Origin of the sequence: Pararhizobium sp. O133 (genome assembly GCF_051669845.1) — a bacterium.
Lineage (GTDB): Bacteria > Pseudomonadota > Alphaproteobacteria > Rhizobiales > Rhizobiaceae > Pararhizobium.
The window spans coordinates 526,006-543,195 of the sequence record NZ_CP196426.1 but is presented as its reverse complement, the minus strand read 5'-3'; the positions used below and the strand labels follow the sequence as shown (position 1 = coordinate 543,195).

Sequence of the window (17,190 nt, the reverse complement as noted above, 5' to 3'; positions counted from 1 at the left end):
ATGGGCGCGACCCGCAAACCGCTGGAAAAGTACCGCCGGATTGTGATCAAGATCGGCTCGGCCCTGTTGGTCGATCGCAAGACCGGCCTGAAGAAGCATTGGCTGAACGCCATGTGCGCCGATATCGCCGCCTTGCGGGCAAAGGGTATTGACGTACTCGTCGTCTCCTCTGGTGCAATCGCGCTTGGCCGATCGGTTCTCGATCTTCCCTCCGGCGCGCTGAAGCTGGAGGAAAGCCAGGCGGCGGCGGCTGTTGGCCAGATCGCGCTTGCCCGCGCCTGGTCGGAAAGCCTGTCGACCGACGAGATCGTTGCCGGCCAGATCCTGCTGACGCTCGGCGATACCGAGGAGCGCCGTCGCTACCTCAACGCCCGCGCGACGATCAACCAGCTCCTGAAAATGGGCGCGGTGCCAATCATCAACGAGAACGATACGGTTGCCACCAGCGAAATCCGCTATGGCGACAACGACCGCCTGGCCGCCCGCGTCGCCACCATGACCGGTGCCGACCTGCTGGTGTTGCTGTCGGATATCGATGGGCTCTATACGGCGCCGCCACATCTCGACCCAGAAGCGCGCTTCCTCGAAACCATTCTGGAAATCACGCCGCAGATTGAGGCGATGGCCGGCGGCGCCGCGTCCGAACTGTCGCGCGGCGGCATGCGCACCAAGATCGATGCCGGCAAGATCGCCACCGGTTCCGGCTGCGCCATGATCATCGCTTCCGGCAAGGTCAATCATCCGCTGTCGGCGATCGGCGAGGGCGCTCGCTCCTCCTGGTTCGCGCCCTCCGGTTCGCCGGTCACCGCGCGCAAGACCTGGATTGCCGGCCAGTTGCTGCCGGCTGGAAGTCTTGCCATCGATACCGGCGCCGAAACTGCCCTTCGGTCCGGAAAGAGCCTTCTGCCCGCCGGCGTGCGCCAGGTCACCGGCGCGTTCAGTCGTGGCGACACGATCGCCATCATTGGCGCCGAGGGTCGTGAAATCGCCCGTGGTCTTGCCGGTTACGATGCCGATGAAGCCCGGCAGATCGCCGGCAAGAAATCGGCGGAAATTGCCGTCATTCTCGGTTATGCCGGACGCGCCGCCATGGTCCATCGCGACGACATGGTGATGACGTCGCTGCCCAGGCGAGAGACGGATGGGGTAAGGAGCGACGTGCATGCTTGATGACGTGAGAAAGAAAGAGATCCAGGAGATCATGGCCGTGATCGGCCGCCAGGCCCGCGCCGCCAGCCGTCCACTTGCCACCGCATCGGCCGAGCGCAAGCATGCCGCCCTCGTCAGCATGGCCGCCGCGATCGTCGCCCGCAAGGACGATATCCTCGCCGCCAATGTGCTCGATCTGGAAAACGCCCGCGAGACCGGCGTTGCCGCCTCCTTCCTTGACCGACTGACCCTGTCGGAAAACCGCGTGCTCGACATGGCCAATGCCATCCGCGCCATCGCCGAACTTCCCGACCCTGTCGGCCACGTGATCGCCGAGTGGGACCGTCCGAACGGCCTGCATATCGAGCGCGTGCGCACGCCGCTCGGCGTCATCGGCGTCATCTATGAAAGCCGCCCGAACGTGACGGCGGATGCCGGTGCGCTCTGCCTCAAGGCCGGCAATGCCGTCATCCTGCGCGGCGGCTCCGACAGTCTGCATTCATCGCAGGCTATCCATGCCTGCCTGGTGCAGGGATTGAAGGATGCCGGCCTTCCAGAGCATGCGATCCAGATGGTGCCCGTCGCCGATCGTTCGGCCGTCGGTGCCATGCTCACGGGTCTTGGCGGCTCGATTGACGTGATTGTGCCGCGGGGCGGCAAGAGCCTGGTCGCGCGCGTCCAGAACGAGGCCCGCGTACCGGTCTTTGCCCATCTCGAAGGCCTCTGCCACGTCTATGTCGATAAGTCGGCCGATCTGGACATGGCAAGGAAAATCATCGTCAACGCCAAAATGCGCCGCACCGGCGTCTGCGGCTCGGCCGAGACCCTGCTCATCGACCGCGCCGCCGCTGACACATTTGTGGCGCCGCTGGTTGCTGCCCTGCGCGATTCCGGCTGCGAGGTCCGCGCCAGCGAGGATGTCCGCACGATCGTTCCCGGCCTGATCGCCGCGACGGAAGAAGACTGGGCGACGGAATATCTCGATGCGATCATTTCGGTAACGCTGGTCGACGGCGTCGAAGGCGCGATCGATCATATCGCCACCTGGTCCTCGTCGCACACGGAAGCCGTCATTGCCGAGGATCCAATTGTTGTCGAGCGCTTCTTCGCGGAAGTCGATTCGGCCATCCTGCTGCACAATGCCTCGACCCAGTTCGCCGATGGCGGCGAGTTCGGCATGGGCGGCGAAATCGGCATTGCGACGGGCAAGATGCATGCGCGCGGCCCGGTCGGCGTGGAGCAGCTGACCTCGTTCAAATACAGGGTGCGCGGCACCGGTCAGGTCCGGCCATAAGGTGCATTCGGGCGACGTCGATCCCTTTTACCTGAAGATGCCCCATGTCGAGAGCGGCATGAAGGTCGGCCTGTTCGGCGGCTCGTTCAATCCGCCGCATGACGGCCATGTGCTGGTGGCCGATATCGCACTGCGCCGGCTTGGCCTTGACCAGCTCTGGTGGATGGTGACGCCCGGTAACCCCCTGAAGAGCCGCCACCAGCTTGCGCCGCTTGCCGAGCGCATCGCGCTCAGCGAAGCCATCGCCGATGATCCGCGCATCAAGGTGACGGCGTTCGAACAGTCGCTCGGCCAGAGCTATACGGCCCGCACGCTGGAGAAGATTCGAGAGAAGAACCGGGCGATCCGCTTCGTCTGGATCATGGGTGCCGACAATCTGAGGAGCTTCCACCATTGGCAGGACTGGCAGAAGATCGCCTGCACCTTCCCGATCGCCGTCATCGATAGGCCGGGTGCCACGCTTTCCTATCTCTCGTCGAAAATGGCACGGACCTTCGAATATGCACGCGTTGACGAGGATCGCGCGGCCGCACTCGCCTTCCGCAAGGCGCCCGCCTGGACCTTTATCCATGGGCCGCGCTCCCCCTTGAGTTCGACGGCGCTGCGACAAAACGTAAACAATGATTAACCGTGATTTATTTCTGACGTCTTGAAACGTTAAGGCATTGATGCCTACATTTAAGGTACCGGTTCGACCGACATTCGAATCGTGCAGTGCCTGTATGTCAAACGGAAAGGAAAAACCCTGACAACAGTACAAGCCAAGGGAAATGTCACACGCATCTTCCCTAAAAGCCCGGAACGCAGCGACGAAGCCGCTGCCCGCGCTCTTCAACTGGTCCTTGGCAGTCTCGAGGACTCGAAGGCAGAAGATATTGTCACGATCAACATTGCCGGAAAATCGGCCTTGGGAGACTACATGGTCGTTGTCTCCGGGCGCTCGAGCAGGCATGTCATGGCGATCGCCGATCACCTGATCACCGACCTCAAGGAAGGCGGCCAGGGCAATGCACGCGTCGAAGGACTCGATACCGGCGACTGGGTGCTGATCGATAGCGGCGACATCATCATCCACGTGTTCCGCCCGGAAATCCGCGAGTTCTACAACATCGAGAAGATGTGGGCCGCGCCGGACATGGAAGACGGCACATTGCACTGAGCGTCGCGCGTCCTCGGACGCCGAGCGGGCGGTGACAGCATGACTGGAACCTGCATCATGCTAGGGACATGACCTGATTGTGCGTCTGAAGGAAGGCGACGTTTCCGGGACGAGCGTTTTCTCGGACGCTGTCCATATGTCCTGCCTTCGATGTCTCCGTCTTTGCCGGCGGATCGGACGATAAAAATACGCTATTGCTTCCCCGAAGCAGCGAACACGGGGTTGTTGAACATGCGGGTTGGTCTTTTTGCCGTCGGGCGCCTGAAAGCGGGGCCAGAGAAAGACCTTGCCGCCCGTTATCTCGACCGCTTCGCCAAGACCGGGCCTGCCATCGGCCTTGAATTCTCGCGCGTGATCGAAGTCGCCGAAAGCCGCGCCTCCAGCGCGGATACCCGCAAACGCGAAGAAGCGGCGCTGCTGGAAAAATCCCTACCGGAGTCCAGCCTCCTCATCCTGCTCGACGAACGCGGCAAGGCGCTCGATTCCGAAGCCTTCGCGTCTCTCATTGGAAACTTCCGCGACAGCGGCAAGCGCGACCTGATCGTGGCGATCGGCGGCGCCGACGGGCTGGATCCGGCGCTTCACGCCAAGGCGGACGCCGTCATCTGCCTTGGCAAATTGACGTGGCCACACCAACTGGTTCGCATCCTGATCGCCGAGCAACTCTACCGCGCCGTCACCATCCTGTCCGGACATCCCTATCACCGGGTTTGAGTAGCGAGATCTGGGGAGTAGCCCTCTCGGCGTAATCAGCCGTTAATCGTCCAGCTCTATCCTTTCCGACGTCATGTGTCCGGTTGCGACATTGCTGGAGCGGCACGGGGCGAGAGGACGGCAATATCTTGAAAAGCCTTATGGAATGGATGGCGAAGGGGAAGGCGACTGGCCGGCGGCGACCGCTCGGTTTCCTTTGGGCCGTGGTGCTGTTTTCCATCCTCATCGGCTTCACAGCCCTGTTCGCAGCCCTCCTGATCGACCAGCGCCAGCAAGCCTGGAAACAGGCCGGGATCGGCGCACGCAATCTCGATGCCTCCATCCGCCGCGACATCCTGCAATCCTTCCGCAATGCCGACCAAGCGCTGCTCTCGGTCCGGCAGATGCTGCGCCACAATCCGGATTTCCGCTTCGACCAGCAGGCCCGCAAGGCGCTTCTCGGCGGCTCGGCGACCCAGGCTGCGCTCGGCGAAATCTACATCCTCGATGTGCGCGGCAATCTCGTGCTGAGTTCGGAGACCAGTCCGCGAACGCGCACGAATTTCGCCAACGAATCCTATTTCTTCACCCACGAACGCACCACCGGCGACACCCTCTTCACCCCGAAGACGGTCACGATCTCGCCACTCGGGGAAGTCGTCGTCACGCTCAGCCGGCGACTGACGGACCGCACCAACCAATTTTCGGGCGTCGCCGTCTTTTCGCTGCGGCTGGATGGTTTCGAGCCGCTGTTCCGGTCGCTGGAACTGGGCGATAAGGGTGCCGTCAGCCTCTATGCGACCGATGGCACGCTTCTGTTGCGCACCCCGGATATTCACAGCGCGGTCGGCAGGAACTATGTGACTTCACCGATGTTCTGGCAACTGGCATCCGCCGACGAGCCGTTCGCCGCCGCGTCTCCCATCGACAAGGTCGAGCGCCTGTTCAGCGCCAGCCATGTCGATGACCTGCCTTTGATCGTTGCCGTCGGCCAATCGGTGGAGGAAATCTATGCCGGCTGGAACCGGCTGGCAGTCACGACCGGCATCGCTTTTGCCGTGCTGGCGATCTGCGTCGCCGGCCTGTCGGTCATGCTCGGCGCGGAATTGCGCCAGCGGCGATCGAATGAGCAGCGCTACCGGACGCTCGCCCATGTCGACGGCCTGACCGGCCTCTATAACCGCCGACGCTTCGACAACGCGCTCGAAACCGAATTCGCCAATGCGCTCAAGGCCGACGAACCGCTTTCCGTCATCATGATCGACGTCGATCGCTTCAAGCTCTTCAACGACCTCTATGGCCACCAGGCCGGCGACGACTGTCTGAAGGCGATCGCGCAGACGATCCAGCTTCACCTGAAACGCCCGACGGACATGGTGGCGCGCTATGGCGGCGAGGAAATTGCCATCATTCTTCCAAACACGGATGCAAACGGCGTCGAAGCCGTGGCCGAGGACGTTCGCGCCGCGATCGAGAAGCTGATGATTTCACATGCGCGCAGCCACACCGGCTATGTTACCGCAAGCCTCGGCGCGGCGACCTATGTTTCACAGACAGGCATACCACCGGAGACCGCAGCCGAACTGGTCGCCGCTGCCGACCAGGCGCTCTATGGCGCCAAGCGCAGCGGTCGCAACCGGGTGGTTACCCATGCGCAGGTCGAACACGGCATTCCTGCCCCGATTCCGAAAAACGAAGCGATCCGTGTCGCACGCGTCAAGGCCGCGCTGACCCATATGACGCAGGAAGTCAGCGTCGGCCTCGACCGCGTCAGCCATATGGCGGCGCAATCCTTTGGAACCAGCATGGCCTTCGTGACCCTGATCGAGACCACGCACCAGAGTTTCGTCGGACGCAGCGGGCTTGCGAGCGACGGCACGACGCGCGATCTCTCCTTCTGCGCCCATGCGCTTGCCGACCTGGATGCGCTGGTCGTTCTCGACGCCACCCGCGACGTGCGGTTTGCCGGCAATGCTGTGGTCAAGGGCAATCCGCACATCCGCTTCTATGCCGGCGCGCCGCTGATCGATGCCGAGACCGGCACGACGCTCGGAAACCTGTGCATCGCTGATCAGGCGCCCCGTGCCGCGTTTTCCGACGATCAGCTTGAACTCTTGCGCGGCTTTGCCTCGCTGGCGCTGGAACAAATCCGCGCCGTCCTGGCGCGCAGCGAAATGCCGGCGGATCGCCAGCGTGCTTCGGCCTGACCGCGCCTTGCCCGGGAACCGCGCCGGCGCTGCCATTCGGATGCCGCAATTGCGGGCAAAGGCTGTTGGCGACACGGGCCAAATCAGCATAGGGTTTGCGCGGACGGGCGGCTGACAGCGAATGGCGGGATGACAATTGACGCGGCGAAGCGGACGGGAAAAGCGCGACCGGTATATACCGGTTGGCTTTGCTTCCGTGCGAGCATGTTTTCGGCGGCCCTGCTTCTCGGCGTAAATGCTTCTGCCCAGACAACCGACACAACGGAACGCCCCGCAGCCGGACAGGCGACCGCACAGAATGATCCCGCCGCAGCGCTGCAACTCAAGCGCGACAGCACGCGCAGCGAGCTGGAAGCACTGTCGAAAACCATCACCTTATCGAATGATCGCGCTGCCGAGTTGCAAGCGAGCATCGTCGATCTCGAAAAGACCAGCGAATCGTTACGATCAGCGATCGTCACTTCCGCCGACAAGCGCAAGGCGCTGGAACAGCAGATCGTCGATGGCGAAGAAAAACTGACGACCCTGCGCATCAAGGAAGACGCGGTGCATCGCTCGCTGCGCGCTAGGCGCGGCGTGCTGGCCGAGGTGCTGGCCGCCCTGCAGCGCATGGGTCGCAATCCGCCGCCGGCGCTGCTCGTCACGCCCGAGGATGCGCTCGGCTCGGTGCGCAGCGCCATCCTGCTCGGCGCGGTCGTGCCCGGCATTCGCCACGAGACGGAGAACCTCGCAGCCGATCTCCAGGCGCTGTCCGGTGTGCGCAAAGAGATCACCGCGCAAAAACAAACCCTTGGCGAAGATATGGCATCGCGGCTCGAGGAAGAGCGACGCATGAACATGCTGATTGCGGAGAAACAGAAGCTCAAGCAGCGTAGCACGACCGAGCTCGCTTCCGAACGTCGCAAGGCGGAGCAACTGGCAAGCCAGGCCACCAGCCTGGAAGGTCTGATCGGTTCGATCGAAACCCAGATCGCCTCGGTTCGCGACGCTGCGGAGGCAGCCCGGATCGAGGAAGAAAACCGCCGCCAGATGTCGGAAGCGCAGCGCGAGGAAGCTCGTGAACTGGCAAAATCGACAACGCCCGACAAAAACCGCATTGCGCCTGCATATGCGTTTTCGGATTTGCAGAAAAAGCTCGCGCTTCCGGTTGCCGGATCGATCCTGCGCCACTTCGGCGATGCCGACGGCACCGGACATTCGTTGCAGGGCATGATGCTCGAGACCAATGCGGGGGCTCTGGTAACGGCGCCTTCGGATGGCTGGATTGTCTTTGCCGGAACGTTTCGCAGCTACGGCCAGATGATCATCCTCAATCCCGGCGACGGCTATCACGTCGTTCTGTCGGGACTGGAAAGCGTCAGCGTACAGCAGGGGCAATTCGTCGTCGCCGGCGAGCCACTGGGCACCATGGGTAACAAAAGAGTGGCCAGCGCGGCCGCATTGGCGCTGGAAACAGAACGGCCAACACTTTACATTGAATTCAGGAAAGACGGAAAACCGGTTGATTCCCGACCATGGTGGACCGCAGCAGACACCGGAAAGGCACGCAATGATTCGTAGGGCTTCACTTGTTCTGGTCGGAGCACTGATGGGTGCAACCGCCATGGGCGTTGTTTACTCGTCCGTCGTCCCGGCCGTCGCGGCCAATCCATCGACATACCGCGAACTGTCGATCTTCGGCGACGTGTTCGAGCGCGTACGCGCGCAGTATGTGACGCCGCCGCAGGACGACAAGCTCATCGAGAATGCCATCAACGGCATGCTCTCCTCGCTTGACCCGCATTCCAGCTACATGAATTCCACCGACGCGGAAGACATGCGCACCCAGACCAAGGGTGAGTTCGGCGGTCTCGGCATCGAAGTCACGATGGAAGACGACCTCGTCAAGGTGACCAGCCCGATCGACGACACCCCGGCCGCCAAGGCGGGCGTTCTCGCCGGCGACTTCATCTCGAAGATCGACGGCGCCGATGTGCGCGGCCTCAAGCTCGAGGAAGCCGTCGACAAGATGCGCGGCGCCGTCGGCAAGCCGATCAAGCTGACCATCCTGCGCAAGGGCGCCGACAAGCCGATCGAACTGACGATCGTCCGCGACATCATCGCCGTGCGTGCCGTCAAGTTCCGTGTCGAGGGCGACGTCGGCTATGTCCGCGTGATTTCCTTCACTGAAAAGACCTATGACGATCTGAAGAACGCGATCGAAAAGATCCAGGCACAGGTTCCGGCCGACAAGCTGAAGGGCTATGTGCTTGACCTGCGTCTCAACCCGGGTGGTCTGCTCGACCAGGCAATCAACGTTTCCGACGCCTTCCTGGAGCGCGGCGAGGTCGTTTCGACCCGCGGCCGCAACCCGGACGAAACCCGTCGCTTCAACGCGACGGCCGGTGATCTCACCGATCACAAGCCGGTCATCGTGCTCGTCAACGGCGGCTCGGCTTCGGCTTCCGAAATCGTCGCCGGCGCCCTGCAGGACCTGAAGCGCGCCACCGTTCTCGGCACGCGGTCCTTCGGCAAGGGTTCGGTCCAGACCATCATCCCGCTCGGCGAAGCCGGTGCGCTACGTCTGACCACCGCGCTCTATTACACGCCGTCGGGCAAATCGATCCAGGGCACCGGCATATCGCCGGATATCAAGGTCGAACAGCCGCTGCCGCCGGAACTGCTCGGCAAGGTGGAAACCACAAGCGAATCCAGTCTGCGCGGTCATATCAAGGGCCAGAACGAGAACGACGAAGGCTCCGGCTCGGTTGCCTATGTCCCGCCGGAAGCCAAGGACGACCTGCAGCTGAACTACGCACTCGACCTGCTGCGCGGCAAGAAGTCGGACCCGGCCTTCCCAGCCAATCCGGAAAAGGCCGAACTGAAGCCATAAGGCACCGATTTCGCCATCATGGCGGATCGCGTTACATGATTTCGCCGCCCGGTTCCTGCCGGGCGGCGGTTTCGATTCCACTCCACCGATAGCCTTCACGGCTTCTATTCACGGCAACCCAGCGCGACAGAGGCCCTTCTTGGGAACAGATCTCAACGCTCCTCTTGGTCAGAACCGCAAGTCGCGTTCCTCCGGAGCTCGCAAATCGAGCCTTTCCTTCGGTCGCATTCTGCTTGGCATGGGCGTCATCGCGCTGGTCGGCGTTTCCGTCTGGGTCGGTCTGCGGCCGACCGGGCTGATCACACCGGAGCCTGAGCAGAACCTTGCGGACGCGTCTCAGACGGATGGAAAGACTGCCGGAAACAAGGCCCCGGATGCCGACAAGCCCAATGGACAGAAGGCAAGCGGCGCGCTCTCCGGCGCCCATGTGGAGGAAACGTTGAACAATGACGGCTCCATCGTCACCAAGTTCTCTCCCAAACAGCGTGACGGCGAAGGCCCGGCCTTCATCAAGGTCGGTCCAACCAAGGGCCAGGATCCGCGCATGGCGGCGTTTCCCAACGATGAGCTCTTGGAAGACAGCCCCGAAGGCCGCCTGCCCATCGTCGGGCCGGATGGCCTGAGGCCGATGGATCAATATGCAAGGCTGTCATCCGGCGCGCGCGGAGTCCGCATCGCGCTGGTCGTCGGCGGATTGGGCCTCAGCCAGACGGGCACGCAGAACGCGATTGCCCAGTTGCAGCCCGAGATCACCTTGGGCTTTGCCGCAACCGGCAACAGCCTGCAGCGCTGGATGCAGGAAGCCCGGCGCGGCGGCCATGAAATTGTGCTGCAGGTTCCGTTCGAGCCTTTCGATTATCCGGACAACAATCCTGGCCCGCATACGCTGCGCGTCGGGATCGATGCGCAGAAGAACCTTTCGGAACTGCATACGTCGCTCGCGCAGATCACCAACTATACCGGCATCATGAACTTCCTCGGCGGCCGGTTCCTTTCCGATGCCGATGCGCTGGAGCCGGTGATGCGAGATATTGGCCGGCGCGGCCTGCTGTTCCTCGACGACGGGACATCGGCCCAGTCGTTGACGGGCACGCTGGCTGATACGATCGGCGTGCCGCATGGTTTCGCCGACATGGTCGTCGACAGCGAACTGGACCGCACCGCGATCCTGAAGAAGCTTGACGAACTGGAACGCATTGCCCGCCGCAACGGCAGCGCCATCGGCGTCGCCTCCGCCTTTGATGAAAGCGTTTCGGCCATCGCCCAGTGGGTTGACGAGGCGGATTCGCGCGGCATCGAATTCGTCGGCGTTTCGGCCCTCGTCAAGGATCCGCAACAACAATAGCGTGGAACCCGGCGCGGATTTCAGATGCGCCGAATGACATGAGTAGGGGAACCGCATGAGCAAGGACACGTCGAAACCCGTGAAAGCCGAGGATCTTCCCTACCGCCCCTGCGTCGGGATCATGGTGCTCAACCGCCAAGGTCTCGTCTGGGCCGGACGGCGGATCGCCATCGGCAATTCGGAATATGACGGCTCGTCGCAGCTCTGGCAGATGCCGCAGGGTGGCATCGACAAGGGCGAGGATCCGGAAAAGGCCGCTTATCGCGAGCTTTATGAAGAAACGGGCATGAAAACGATCTCGCTTCTGGCCGAAGCGCCCGACTGGATCAATTACGACCTGCCCGCTCACCTGGTCGGCATCGGCCTCAAGGGCAAGTATCGCGGCCAGACGCAGCGCTGGTTCGCCTTCCGCTTCGAGGGCGATGATTCCGAGATCGCCATCAATCCGCCGCCGGGCGGTCATGAACCGGAATTCGACGAATGGGCCTGGAAGCCGATGGATGAATTGCCGAGCCTGATCGTCAGCTTCAAGCGCGACGTCTACGAAAAGGTGGTGGCCGCCTTCAAGCATCTGGAAGGGTAGCGAGGCCGTTTTCAGTACAGCCCTTCAAGCATCATGGACTGCTCTAAACAAAAATGCCCGCCGTGGAGACCAAGGCGGGCATTTTTGCGACGTGATAACCTATTCGGCTTCGTTGGCCGGGGCGGCGTTGAGCTGGCCGTATTTTTCCGCGCCGATCTTGTTGAAGAGATCGATCTGGGTTTCGAGGAAGTCGATATGGCCTTCTTCGTCGATCAGCAGCTCTTCGAACAGCTTCATCGACACATAGTCGCCGGCGTCATGACAGATGTCGCGGGACTTTTTGTACGCCGCGCGGGCATCGTATTCGCCGGCGAGGTCGGCTTCCAGCACTTCCTTGACGTTCTGGCCGATGCGCAACGGCGCGACCGTCTGCAGGTTCGGGTGGCCTTCAAGGAAGATGATGCGCGCAATCAGCTTGTCCGCATGCTGCATTTCCTCGATCGATTCGGCGCGCTCCTTCTTCGCCAACAGCGTATAGCCCCAGTCGTCGAGGAGACGATAATGGACCCAATACTGGTTGACGGCACCGAGTTCGAGATAAAGGGCTTCGTTAAGCCGCTCGATGACTGTTTTGTCGCCTTTCAAGATCCGCTCTCCTGTTTTCTTCATGGAATTGTTTGAGGCGGGTCATGAAATCAAAAATCTTGTCATCCGTCGAGGGCCGGCCGGCATGATACTGCTCGGTGGTACGGATGATGATATCGACGACATTCGGGAAACAGCCGCAGCAACGGCCGCGCTTTTCCATGGCGTGATAGACTTTCGCGGGCACGATCAGCTGCCAACAGTCCTCATCGAGAAGCTCGATGATCGTGTTTTCAATGTCCTTATCGGTGATGAAATTGCAGCTACAAACCAGCATCTCGCCTGCCCGTGATACGCAACGCACTGAATTCCTTCCATAAAGCAAAAGCGGATATTTACTGTCAACAAAAATGTCAGGCAGCTTGTGGCGCTCATTATATTAGAGCAATTCTAAACTTGACAAAAAGCATCGTATTTTCATTGGCTTAAACTTGAGACGCAAAGGACGGAATGCCATTTGCGACAGGATTCAAGTTTTCTTGAGTGACAAAAAAGCCGAACAAATTTTGTTACAACCGGTGCAAGCTGCATGCTCAATGGAAATTGCGTCCCTTCGGCATGACGCTTGCTGTCTCGATCAGATCCATCTGATTCTGTACCTCCTCATGGATCAGGCCGCCCTTTCGAAACAGATGCTTCTGCCGATGATCGTCCGTCGGTCGCAACACTTCGTCCGAGCGCGCATTGACGCCGAAACCGCGCGCTTCCTTCTGCAGGATGCCGAGTGCCGGCGTCATGTCTTCCAGATGGCTTGCCACGACATGGATGACGCCGCTGGCGCTTTGCAGCCGGCCCCTGATCTTGACGAGGCGCGCGCCCATCACCACCGGTCGATATCTGTTGAAGACATCCTTCCAGACGATCGCGTTGGAAACGCCGGTTTCGTCCTCCAGCGTCATGAAGATCACGCCCTTGGCCGTTCCCGGCCGCTGGCGCACCAGAACCAGGCCGGCCACCGTGACCATGCGCCCGTTTTTCACTGTATCGAGGCTCCGGTTGGTGACGATGCCCTGCCTTGAAAAATCCTCCCGCAAAAAGGAAACCGGATGCGCCTTCAGCGACAGGGTGAGGTAGCGGTAATCATTGATGACATGCTCACCCTGCGGCATCTGTGGCAGCATCACCGCCGGTTCGTGTTGAAATTCATCCTGCCCCGCTTGCTCGAACAGCGGCAAACGCTCCGCCGCCGACTTTTCATCCAGCGACTTGACCGCCCAGAGTGCGGCGCGGCGATCAAGCCCGATGGAACGGAAGGCATCCGCATCCGCCAGCCGTTCGATGACTGCCCGTGTCAGACCGGACCGCAGCCAGAGATCGCGAACGGAAGAATATCCGGCCCCGCGGTGGGCAAGCAGCATTTCCATGTCCTTCTGCCGCAGGCCCTTGACCAGTGAAAAGCCAAGCCGGATCGCCTTTCGTGTCTTGATGACGCCGCGCATCTCCCGGTGCCGCGGTTCGATATGCATGGGATCGAACATCGCCTCGCCCTCGAGGGCCGCGTCCCACTCCGATATGTTGATATCGACGGGCAGAACCTTCACGCCATGCTCGCGCGCATCCCGCACCAGTTGGGCCGGCGGGTAGAAACCCATCGGCTGGGAATTGAGCATCGCGGCACAGAAGACATCGGGATAATAGGTCTTGAACCAGGAGGAGGCATAGACGAGCAGGGCGAAGGACGCGGCATGGCTTTCCGGAAAGCCGTATTCCCCGAACCCCTTGATCTGATTGAAACAGCGCTCCGCGAATTCACGCTCATAGCCATTCTTGAGCATGCCGTTGATCATGCGCTGTTCGAAATTCGCGACCTGTCCCGTCCGCCGGAAGGTCGCCATGGCCCGGCGCAACTGATCGGCTTCGGCCGGCGTAAAGTCGGCGGCGGTAATGGCGATCTGCATCGCCTGTTCCTGGAACAATGGTACACCGAGCGTTCTTTTCAGGACTCCCCGTAACGCTTCGCTCGGATAATCCACCGCATCAGGATTTTGCCTCCGCTGCAGGTAGGGATGCACCATGTTTCCCTGGATCGGCCCGGGACGCACGATCGCGACCTCGATCACCAGATCGTAGAATTCGCGGGGCTTCAGGCGGGGCAGCATGCTCATCTGCGCCCGGCTTTCGATCTGAAAGACACCAATCGTATCGGCCCGACAGATCATGTCGTAGACGTCTGGTTGAATATCCTCGTAAATCTGCGACAGTTGCCTGGGCTCGTTGTAATGGTTCTCCAGCAGCTTGAAGGCCTTGGCGAGGCAGGTCAGCATGCCGAGCGCCAGGACATCGACCTTGAGGATTTTCAAGATATCCAGATCATCCTTGTCCCATTCGACCATGTAACGATCGGGCATGGCGGTGTTCATGATCGGCACGATCTCGTCGAGGCGATCCTTGGTGATGACGAAGCCGCCGACATGTTGCGACAGATGCCGCGGATATTCCATCAGCAGGCCGGCATAGTTCAGAACCCGCAATGTCGTCGGATCGGTCATGTCGAGGCCGGCGGCCTTTGCCTGCTCTTCTGAAAAAGACGAGGTCCACCAGCCCCAGATCGAGCCGGACAGCGCCGATTGCACGTCTTCGGAAAGACCGAAGACCTTGGCCACCTCGCGGCCGGCCGAGCGGGCACGGTAGCTGATGACCGCCGCTGCGAGACCCGCATGCTCCTTGCCGTATTCGCGGTAGATGTACTGGATCACCTCTTCGCGGCGGGCATGTTCGAAATCGATGTCGATATCCGGCGGTTCATCCCGATCACGCGACAGGAATCGGTCGAACAGAAGGGTGAATTTGTCCGGATCGACCTCGGTGACACCGAGGCAGTAGCAGACCGAGGAATTGGCGGCCGATCCGCGCCCCTGGCACAGGATATGCTGTCTACGCGCAAATTCGACCAGCTTGTGTACCGTTAGGAAATAGGGCTCGTACTGTTTGAAGTGGATCAGGTCGAGTTCGTATTCGATCTTTGCCCTGACACTGTCGGGAACGCCCTTCGGATAACGATTAACCGCCCCTTCCTCGACCAGCCGCCGCAGCCGCTGCGCCGGCGTTTCATCCCCATGGGCCTCGGTCGGATAATTGTGCTTAAGCTCCTCCAGATTGAACGATAGCCGGCGAAAGAATTTTTCCGTATTGGCGATGGCGTCGGGATAATTCCGGAATATCCGGGCCATTTCCTTTGGATTTTTCAGATGCCGCTCGGCATTGGCCTGCAGACGCAACCCGGCATTGGCGATCGTGACATGTTCGCGGATGGCGGTGACGACATCGGCGACCGGACGAAACTCCGGGGCATGATAAAGCGCATCGTTCGTGGCGATCAGCCGGGTTCCGGTCCTTGCCGCGATCATCGCCAGGCAGGCGAAATCATGATGATCGAAGCCGTCATACCGCGGCGTCATGCCGAGAAAGAGCTGCTGTCCGGCATAGTCGCGCAGCTTGAGCAAAAGCGCCGTCAGCTTTTCCGGATCAGGGCGGCCCGCATCCTCCATGACGATCAGTTGGAGTTCGTCCTGCCATTCGAGCAGGTCCGACAGGAAAAGCGTGCAGCTTCCCTTTGTCGTGCGCAGGTTTCCGGCACTGAGCATTCGGCACAGATGCGCCCAGCCCCGACGGTTTCGCGGATAGGCGAGAATGTCGGGCGTGCCGTCGGCAAAGACCAGCCGGGCGCCGGGCTGGAACCGGTATTTCTCCACCTTCGCCTTGGCATGGGCACGCACCACGCCCGCTACCGTGTTGCGGTCCGCGATGCCGATCCCGCCCAGCCCGATTTTCTGCGCGGTGACCACCATGATTTCGGCCGGCGCCGAACCCTGCAGGAAGGAATAATTGGTCCGGGCGCCGAGTTCATAGAAGGCGGGAACGTCGCTCATGCGAAAATCCCGTGCATGAACCATTGCGGCGAGGCGGCCATCTCGCCGTAGAGACCGTCGCGGAACAGCCAGAAGCGCCGGCCGTCGGCATCCTCGACCCGGAAATAATCACGCGTCAGTGCATCCTCTCCGTCAATCCACCATTCGCCGGCGATCCGTTCTGGCCCCTCGGCGCGAGCCACCTGATAGGTGGTGCGGCGCCATTTGAAGCTGGCGGGCGCCCCTTCCGGCAATTCCGCCGCGATGGCATCGACCCGCTCGGGATGGCGGAAAAGCCGCAGCGGGCGCGTCGAGGGCAGCGGAGCGGCTACCGGCGCATCGGCTTTCCCCGCGGTGGAAGGCCGGGCAATATCGGCTACCGGCATGAAATTCGTTGCCCGTTCCGGCACATGGCTTTCCTGGAGAACCAGAACCGACAGGCTCTCCGGTCCGAACCGGGCCAAAACGCGATCGGCAAAGGCCGACAGCGAGCGGGCGGGGTCGGATTTGCCGGAAAAATCCTCCTGGACGGTGGCAGTGTGTTCCGTCTTCAGGACGCAGAGGCGCAGGATTTCAAAACCGTAGCCGACATCGAGATCGTCATGGATGGCTTGCAGGCGTTCGCGGTAGAGCGCAGAGATTCGCTCCGGATCCCTGGACGCCGCCGAGGTTGCGGCCCGGATGCGAAACACCCGGCCGTCCACCCGAAACAACACGAGCTCGAACAGGCGGCCGCCTTCCTCGCGCTCCTCGAAACGCTGCCGCAGGCTTCTGGCCAGCTGCAGGGTCAGTTCGAGAATGTCGTCCTCGTCCTGGATGGGAGAGGCAAGGCGGCGCTCCGCCGACAGGCTGGCGACCGGCAGGCGCGGCGACAGCGGCTCATCCTCGAAACCGAGCGCCTGGTCGAGACGCAGAAGCACCGAGGGTCCGAAGCGGCGGGCAAGCGGGGCGCGCGGCAAGACGATGATATCGCCAACCGTCTTCAGGCCGACCCGGGCCAGCGTCTGGATCGCCTCCAGCGGCAATCTCAGCGCGGCAAGGGGCAGGGGAGAGAGAACCTCTTCAGCCTGCTGTGGCGCGGTGATTTCCCCCGAGCGATAACGTGCCATGGCCCAGGACAGGCCGGCCGAAGAAGAGATTGCGCCCCGCGCCTCGATGCCGAGGCCGAAAAGTCGGGACAGGATATCGGAGAGAAGCGATTTCTCGTTGCCGTGCAGATGGACGCAGCCGGTAATGTCGAGATAAAGGCCGTTTTCTCCGTCGAGTGCGACGAGCGGCGTGTAGCGGTCGCACCAGTCGGCAAGCGAGGTCAAAAGCGCCTTGTCCGCGGCCGGATCGGCTGGGATGATCTCGATGCCCGGACACATGGCCCGCGCCTCGGCCAGACCCTGGCCTCGCTTCAGCCCGCTCTTTTCGCCGCAAGTATCCAGCGCGACGATGCGCATGGCATTCTGG

The 17,190-nt window shown here is 61.5% G+C and carries 14 protein-coding genes; 10 read left to right on the top strand and 4 right to left on the bottom strand.

The features are described from left to right. From proB to ACST81_RS02490, 10 genes are all read left to right on the top strand, one after another. Complete coding sequence (gene proB / locus ACST81_RS02535) at nt 1-1,170, top strand: glutamate 5-kinase (RefSeq protein ID WP_438751232.1); 1,170 nt, start codon at nt 1-3, stop codon at nt 1,168-1,170. Further along, nucleotides 1,163-2,443, top strand: a complete 1,281-nt coding sequence (locus tag ACST81_RS02530; RefSeq protein ID WP_438751231.1) for a glutamate-5-semialdehyde dehydrogenase — start codon at nt 1,163-1,165, stop codon at nt 2,441-2,443. The genes proB and ACST81_RS02530 overlap by 8 nt, the downstream gene beginning before the upstream one ends. 37 nt (nt 2,444-2,480) lie before the next feature. Further along, nucleotides 2,481-3,071 carry a nicotinate-nucleotide adenylyltransferase gene (locus ACST81_RS02525; protein ID WP_438753349.1) on the top strand — a complete coding sequence of 197 codons (591 nt, stop codon included), beginning with the start codon at nt 2,481-2,483 and terminating at the stop codon, nt 3,069-3,071. A gap of 90 nt (nt 3,072-3,161) precedes the next feature. Then, entirely contained in the window at nt 3,162-3,602 is a 441-nt protein-coding gene (gene rsfS / locus ACST81_RS02520) for a ribosome silencing factor (RefSeq protein WP_438753347.1), read from the top strand. A gap of 231 nt (nt 3,603-3,833) precedes the next feature. Further along, complete coding sequence (gene rlmH / locus ACST81_RS02515) at nt 3,834-4,316, top strand: 23S rRNA (pseudouridine(1915)-N(3))-methyltransferase RlmH (protein WP_438751230.1); 483 nt, start codon at nt 3,834-3,836, stop codon at nt 4,314-4,316. Nucleotides 4,317-4,444: 128 nt separating this feature from the next. After that, complete coding sequence (locus ACST81_RS02510) at nt 4,445-6,502, top strand: diguanylate cyclase (protein ID WP_438751229.1); 2,058 nt, start codon at nt 4,445-4,447, stop codon at nt 6,500-6,502. 204 nt (nt 6,503-6,706) lie between these two features. After that, nucleotides 6,707-8,062: a murein hydrolase activator EnvC family protein gene (locus ACST81_RS02505; protein WP_438751228.1), complete on the top strand. Its 1,356-nt coding sequence runs from the start codon at nt 6,707-6,709 to the stop codon at nt 8,060-8,062. Continuing rightward, the gene (locus ACST81_RS02500) at nt 8,052-9,374 is read left to right on the top strand and encodes a S41 family peptidase (protein WP_438751227.1); all 1,323 of its coding nucleotides are present in this window, start codon (nt 8,052-8,054) and stop codon (nt 9,372-9,374) included. Before ACST81_RS02505 ends, ACST81_RS02500 begins: the two co-directional genes overlap by 11 nt. Nucleotides 9,375-9,513: 139 nt before the next feature. Next, nucleotides 9,514-10,719, top strand: coding sequence for a divergent polysaccharide deacetylase family protein (locus tag ACST81_RS02495; protein ID WP_438751226.1), 1,206 nt, complete (start codon nt 9,514-9,516; stop codon nt 10,717-10,719). Between the two features lie 55 nt (nt 10,720-10,774). After that, nucleotides 10,775-11,302: an RNA pyrophosphohydrolase gene (locus ACST81_RS02490; RefSeq protein ID WP_438751225.1), complete on the top strand. Its 528-nt coding sequence runs from the start codon at nt 10,775-10,777 to the stop codon at nt 11,300-11,302. A 99-nt stretch (nt 11,303-11,401) separates the two neighbouring features. On the opposite strand, the gene bfr is transcribed toward ACST81_RS02490, so the two are convergent. The 4 genes from bfr to ACST81_RS02470 all read right to left on the bottom strand — a co-directional run bounded on the left by bfr (nt 11,402) and on the right by ACST81_RS02470 (nt 17,180). Then, a complete protein-coding gene (gene bfr / locus ACST81_RS02485) occupies nt 11,402-11,887 on the bottom strand; it encodes a bacterioferritin (RefSeq protein WP_438751224.1) in 486 nt (161 codons plus the stop codon). Then, nucleotides 11,853-12,164: a (2Fe-2S)-binding protein gene (locus tag ACST81_RS02480; protein ID WP_438753345.1), complete on the bottom strand. Its 312-nt coding sequence runs from the start codon at nt 12,162-12,164 to the stop codon at nt 11,853-11,855. Before ACST81_RS02480 ends, bfr begins: the two co-directional genes overlap by 35 nt. Nucleotides 12,165-12,420: 256 nt before the next feature. After that, nucleotides 12,421-15,756, bottom strand: coding sequence for an error-prone DNA polymerase (locus ACST81_RS02475; protein WP_438751223.1), 3,336 nt, complete (start codon nt 15,754-15,756; stop codon nt 12,421-12,423). Further along, the gene (locus tag ACST81_RS02470) at nt 15,753-17,180 is read right to left on the bottom strand and encodes a DUF6504 family protein (protein WP_438753344.1); all 1,428 of its coding nucleotides are present in this window, start codon (nt 17,178-17,180) and stop codon (nt 15,753-15,755) included. The genes ACST81_RS02475 and ACST81_RS02470 overlap by 4 nt, the downstream gene beginning before the upstream one ends. Nucleotides 17,181-17,190 lie beyond the last annotated feature (10 nt).

What these genes read in the sequence shown, in the direction of transcription:
- proB (WP_438751232.1), top strand. Translation starts at nt 1, where the DNA reads ATGGGCGCGACCCGCAAACCGCTGGAAAAGTACCGCCGGATTGTGATC.
- ACST81_RS02530 (WP_438751231.1), top strand. Translation starts at nt 1,163, where the DNA reads ATGCTTGATGACGTGAGAAAGAAAGAGATCCAGGAGATCATGGCCGTG.
- ACST81_RS02525 (WP_438753349.1), top strand. Translation starts at nt 2,481, where the DNA reads ATGCCCCATGTCGAGAGCGGCATGAAGGTCGGCCTGTTCGGCGGCTCG.
- rlmH (WP_438751230.1), top strand. Translation starts at nt 3,834, where the DNA reads ATGCGGGTTGGTCTTTTTGCCGTCGGGCGCCTGAAAGCGGGGCCAGAG.
- ACST81_RS02505 (WP_438751228.1), top strand. Translation starts at nt 6,707, where the DNA reads ATGTTTTCGGCGGCCCTGCTTCTCGGCGTAAATGCTTCTGCCCAGACA.
- ACST81_RS02500 (WP_438751227.1), top strand. Translation starts at nt 8,052, where the DNA reads ATGATTCGTAGGGCTTCACTTGTTCTGGTCGGAGCACTGATGGGTGCA.
- ACST81_RS02490 (WP_438751225.1), top strand. Translation starts at nt 10,775, where the DNA reads ATGAGCAAGGACACGTCGAAACCCGTGAAAGCCGAGGATCTTCCCTAC.
- ACST81_RS02480 (WP_438753345.1), bottom strand. Translation starts at nt 12,164, where the DNA reads ATGCTGGTTTGTAGCTGCAATTTCATCACCGATAAGGACATTGAAAAC.
- ACST81_RS02475 (WP_438751223.1), bottom strand. Translation starts at nt 15,756, where the DNA reads ATGAGCGACGTTCCCGCCTTCTATGAACTCGGCGCCCGGACCAATTAT.
- ACST81_RS02470 (WP_438753344.1), bottom strand. Translation starts at nt 17,180, where the DNA reads ATGCGCATCGTCGCGCTGGATACTTGCGGCGAAAAGAGCGGGCTGAAG.